Below are 5,557 nucleotides of genomic sequence, written 5' to 3' on the forward strand. Positions count from 1 at the left end.
TTACTCGATGCCGCGGACAAGCCGCGGCACGTAGGCGGCAGGTGAAATGTCAACAGACCCTAAAGAAAATTCAAATTTAATATAATGAATTGCATTTCTTTACTCGCAATAAAAATCGATTAATATTATTAATGATTAATCAAATCAGGGTAAATTTAATGTATCTTGAATCCAATCAAATTGTATTCTCACCGTCAGATTTGGCTCAGTTTATGGATAGCCCTTTTGCTTCATGGATGGATCATTTGGCACTAACAAATCCTGAGCTACTCCCTCCTGCTGATGAAAATAATGAGTTGCTCAATGTCTTGCATGATATGGGAAATCAACATGAATCAGAAGTATTAGCTGCTTTTGAAGCAAGAGGATTAACAATTGCTAATTTGCGTAAGCGAACGGATTCATATCAAGCTACTATAGACGCTATGAAAAATGGAGTTGATGTCATTTATCAGGCGCATTTGGAATTGCTACCGTTTAGAGGATATGCTGATTTTTTGATTAAAGTCCAAGGAAAAAGTATTTTTGGAGATTATTGTTATGAAGTTTGGGATACTAAATTAGCTAAGTCTGTTAAGTCCTATTTTTTGGTACAATTATGTTGTTATGCCGAAATGCTTCATGGAAGGCAACACGCAAGAGCAGAATATCTCACCATCATTCTGGGTAACAAGGAACAAAAACGATTCCGGCTTCATGATTATTTTTATTTCTACCAAAATCTTAAACACAAATTTTTGTCAGTACATCAACAATTCGAACCTTCTCAATGCCCTGATCCGTCTTCGTCTAAAAGTTGGGGAAGATGGAGCACACATGCAGAGAATCTTCTATTAAAAGCAGATCATCTGATTCAGGTTGCTACTATTACCTCGGGGCAAATTAAAAAATTGAATCAAGCAGGCATCCATACGATGACTGCTTTAGCGAATTCTGATTATAAAACTGTAAAAGGAATAAAATCTGAGTTATTCGAGCAATTAAAAGCTCAGGCCAAAATTCAAAAAGAGAGCATCGGAAAGGATACTCCTGCTTATCAATTAATTAATCATGAAAATGGAAAAAAACTGGGATTGGCCCTGCTGCCCCCCAAATCAAAAAATGATATCTTTTTTGATATCGAAGGGTTTCCTTTAGAAGACGGAGGATTGGAGTATCTTTGGGGAGTGACTTATTTTGATGAGCGTGAGCAACGTCAATACATGGATTTTTGGGCACATGACAAAGATCAGGAAAAAGAAAGTTTTAGAGCATTTGTTGAGTGGGTATATAAAAGATGGCAGCAGGATCCTTCTATGCACATTTACCATTATGCAAGCTATGAGATTACTGCTTGCCGAAAGTTAATGAGCAGATATGGGGTATGTGAGTATGAAGTGGATCAATTGTTACGCAATGAAGTATTTGTTGATTTATATAAAATCGTAAAAGGTGCGCTTTTAATAGGGGAGCCGCGTTATTCAATCAAAAATGTTGAACATTTGTATCGTGCTAAACGAGATACAGAAGTTGGTTCAGGTGGAGATTCTGTAGTTGTTTACGAGCGGTGGCGAGAAAACCCTGATGGTGATACTTGGCAAACATCAAAAATATTAAATGATATTCGTTCTTATAATATTGATGATTGTAATTCTACCCAGGAATTGGTTGCCTGGTTAAGAGAAAAACAAAAGGTATATGGTATTTGTTTTCTTGGCAAAACAGAGTTGCTCGAACCTGAAATTAAAGAAGAAATTAATGAGCGTATTAAACTTCGCGACAGATTGCTTGAACGCTCCTTGCAATTACATATCGAAGGCCGGGAACAGTTATCTAAACTTCATTCTGTTATGGCTTGGTCAATCGAATTTCATAGACGTGAATCCAAGCCTGTTTTTTGGCGGTTATTTGATCGATTAGGATTAAGCGAAGAAGAGTTACTTGAGGATATAGATTGCCTTGCGTATTGTCAGCGAACTGAAAAACCACCTTATAAACCTACTCCAAAAGCACGAAATTTAGTTTACGAATATTCGTTTGATCCTGATCAAGAGTTCAAGGGTAATGCAAAAGAATATTATCTGTTAGGCAATGAGACACCTGATGGTAAAAACATAAAAGTTACTTGCTATGATGAAGGCAGTAATTTGGAGCATGGGATTATTGCGTTGCAAATTAAAAATGAACCTGATAGTCCCATTACTTTGATCCCAAATGAATATGTTAATCCTGATCCCATACCTCAAGCAATTACAAAACAAGCAGAGGCATTTACAAAAGGAATGCTTGCGGAAACAGCTCTAGTTGACTTTCTGGGTAAATCTATCCCCAGAATCAATGGCCATGTGTCAGGTCAAGCAATAGCTCCTGGTCATGATCCGAAGCAACGATTGAATGAAATTATTCGGGCAGCTCTTAATCTGAATAATAGTTATTTAACTATTCAAGGCCCACCTGGTGCTGGCAAAACATATACAGGCAAGCATTTGATTGCTGAGCTGATTAAACAAGGCAAAAGGGTAGGCATATCTTCTAATAGCCATAAAGCCATCAATAATTTATTGATTAACACTGTCAAATACTGTCATAAAGAAGGAATTACTGGATATTTTGCTTGTACACGCAATACTGACCCAGTCATTGATGAATTGAATATTAATGTGTTGGAAAATAAAGGTATTGCAGGCTTTGTACAAGCAGGATGTGTCGTAGGAACAACGGCTTGGGGTTTTTCCAGAGATGATCTTGAAAAAGCCTTTGATTATCTTTTTATCGATGAGGCAGGACAAGTTAGTGTAGCAAATTTGATTGCTATGAGCAGATCAACAGCCAATATCATTTTAATGGGTGATCAAATGCAATTGGGCCAGCCTTCTCAAGGGTGTCATCCAGAGGACAGCGGATTATCCATTTTGGATTACTTATTACATTCGACCCCAACTATCCCTGATTCAATGGGGGTGTTTTTGGGAACAACCTATCGCATGCACTCGGCAGTAAATCAATTTATTAGCGAGGCAATATATGAAGATAAACTTGAAACTGCTCCAGAAAATGATGAGCAATTGATAACTATCCCGGATGATTATCATGGCATTTTGAACAAGGAGGCTGGAATAATCGCTGTACCAGTTATTCATGAAGGTAATACTCAAGCGAGTGATGAAGAAGTAGAACAAATTTTTTCTTTAGCTCATGAATTGTTGGGGCGGACTTTTAATGCCAAAAACGGCCGACAAAGAACAATTGATTGGGAGGATATACTTTTTGTTGCTCCGTATAATTTTCAGGTTAATAAACTAAAAGCAGCCCTTGGAGATAAGGCAAGGGTAGGTAGTGTTGACAAATTCCAGGGACAAGAAGCGCCAATTGTATTTTTAAGTATGTGTGCAAGTAGTGCTAATGAGTCGCCTCGGGGCTTAAATTTTCTTTTTGACAAGAATCGCATTAATGTTGCGATCTCAAGAGCACAATGCATGGCTGTTATTGTGTATTCTCCAGCATTGTTGGATTCAGTACCCAATAATATAGAGCAAATCGCTATGATGAATATGTTTTGTCAATTAGTGAACGATCGGTAGCTTAACACTAAAATACTAATATTTGTTATCGATGGTTTTGTGGGTTAACTTTGAAAGATCCCGTACCTCATCACTCATTCTTAAGTTGCATAAAAAAACGATTAGGTGTAGAAAAGCGTAAAGTAATGTTTCTTAGAAATTGTTGCGCAATGCAAATGCAGATACATTAGCCCTCACTAAGTGTGTTTTTTTTCAGCTGCTGTAACCTGTTCATTTTCGACAGTTATATTGAACAACCATATAGATTAAAGTCTGCTCATATTGAAGTGAGGTGAGCCATTTTTTGTTGTAGCTAGTAAAAAGCTGATTTGGCTACCTCACCTTATCCAACCTTAGAGAAAAAACATATGTCAACTTTGTCCATGCTGGATATTCTACAAGAGCTCCAAACCCTCCAGGGATTAAAACAAAAATCACTTGCCTTTAGTGACAAAGCCAATGAGCTTATCGAGCGCATTCACCATGATTATGGTGATGAAGGGGCTTATTTCATAAAGGCCACATTACAGCAATGGGGGCTAGAGGCAACGGCGTTGCCCAACGCGACTCTTCCTCCAAATGATAAGGGATTTATTCATCATGACTGTTATCAAAAAGTGCTTCCTTTATGCCAATTAGCCCTTATGGTGGAACACAATGGAGTGGCTGAAGACCATGCTCTTAAACTAGCCACGATTTTTAAGGATGAAAAAGCGGTATTGAATTATTTACTCCAATTTAAAGACCAAAATGCCTACAACTACCTGGTTCATGATGCGTGCTTATTTGAGCTGCCCAAAGCCGATACGTGTGCATTTGCGCAATGGCTAAAGTTGGCCAACCTCTACCTTGCCAACCCTCGTTTTCGCGCTCTTTTGCCGCATGCAGAAGCCATTGAAGCGATGGGAAAAATGGGTAAGAAAGCAACGAAGCAAGAAGGCCAAAAGTTCGATGCGGCAATAAGGGATAAAATTCAAGACGTCAAAAAGGAGCTCTCTACGGTATCAAGACAATATAAGAGCCTTAAGAAAAAGCCCTTGGTTAACCCCGCAGAACGAATGGCGCGCGAAGAACAGCTGAAAGTATGCAGTCAACGCCTATTTGAGCTGCAAACACAGCTCGTATTTCTTTGCCAAGGACGATTACCTTTAGCGCATGCTGATATGATTGTTCTGGAGGCTTTTTATGCCAAATACCAACAAGAAAGCAGTGCGGCTCAAAACATCTTAATTCAAAACGGCATTAGTCCCCAAAATAGAGAGCAATTTTATGCCCTCAAGCGTGATAATGCGGAGAAGACGATTCCTGATGTGCTTATTGATGGGAACGACATTGGCTATCCAGGGATTTATATTAAAAAACTGGATACGACCAGTGATAAAGGAGCAGCACTTGCAGCCTGTCTTGGGAAAATAACGCAGTGCTGCCAGTATCTTGGTGGTGTGGGCAGTGAGTGTGTGATTCATGGCATCACCTCGCCTAATGGTGGTTTTTATGTTTTATGCCAAGGTGAGGCGCAAAATCCCTCCCTGGATGATGTCATTTTGGCACAAGCTTGGGTCTGGAAAGGGCAACAGGGTGCTTTGTGTTTGGATTCGATAGAAGCTGCAGTGAAAAAAGAAAAAATTGCGCAGGTGGCGGATATGTTTCGGTTGCTGGGTCACACCTTGTGTCAGGAGCATCGCATTCCCCAGGTGAATACAGGCGCACAAAGCGGCATCACGCGTCAAGTGGCCTGCAAAGATTATCCTGCGCTCAAAGAGCACTTCCAGGATTATAAATGGTACTGCGATTCTAAATCGCAACTTCCGCTTGCCAGTGCGACCATGCCTTACCTTTTCTACGGCAAGGTGGTCTCTTCCCAATTGCAAGCCAGGATTGCAGAAGAGACGAAACGCTTTTTTCAAGAATTATTCAGCACTCAAGAAGCACTGCACAACAACGAAGCGTTGCAACAAGTCATTGCTTTTGCTCTCTCTACCAAGAACGATGAGTTACTGCAGTTATTAGGGGAGTAC

Annotated in this window: 2 protein-coding genes and 1 pseudogene; all 3 read left to right on the forward strand. The window is 39.6% G+C overall.

All coding sequences use genetic code 11. The annotated features are described in order from the left end of the window. Positions 1–158: 158 nt before the first annotated feature. Complete coding sequence (locus Lsan_RS15005) at positions 159–3,560, forward strand: TM0106 family RecB-like putative nuclease (RefSeq protein ID WP_058514953.1); 3,402 nt, start codon at positions 159–161, stop codon at positions 3,558–3,560. A 17-nt stretch (positions 3,561–3,577) separates the two neighbouring features. Further along, positions 3,578–3,673, forward strand: a pseudogene (locus Lsan_RS22220) (transposase); the annotation flags it as partial. A 234-nt stretch (positions 3,674–3,907) separates the two neighbouring features. Next, on the forward strand, positions 3,908–5,557 hold a 1,650-nt coding region (locus tag Lsan_RS15010), incomplete at its 3' end, for a hypothetical protein (protein WP_193392727.1).

The sequence above is a fragment of the Legionella santicrucis genome (genome assembly GCF_001468135.1).
Classification (GTDB): Bacteria; Pseudomonadota; Gammaproteobacteria; order Legionellales; family Legionellaceae; genus Legionella; species Legionella santicrucis.

Excerpts from the sequence above, each read along its gene's own strand:
- Lsan_RS15005 (WP_058514953.1), top strand. The coding sequence starts at position 159 with ATGTATCTTGAATCCAATCAAATTGTATTCTCACCGTCAGATTTGGCT.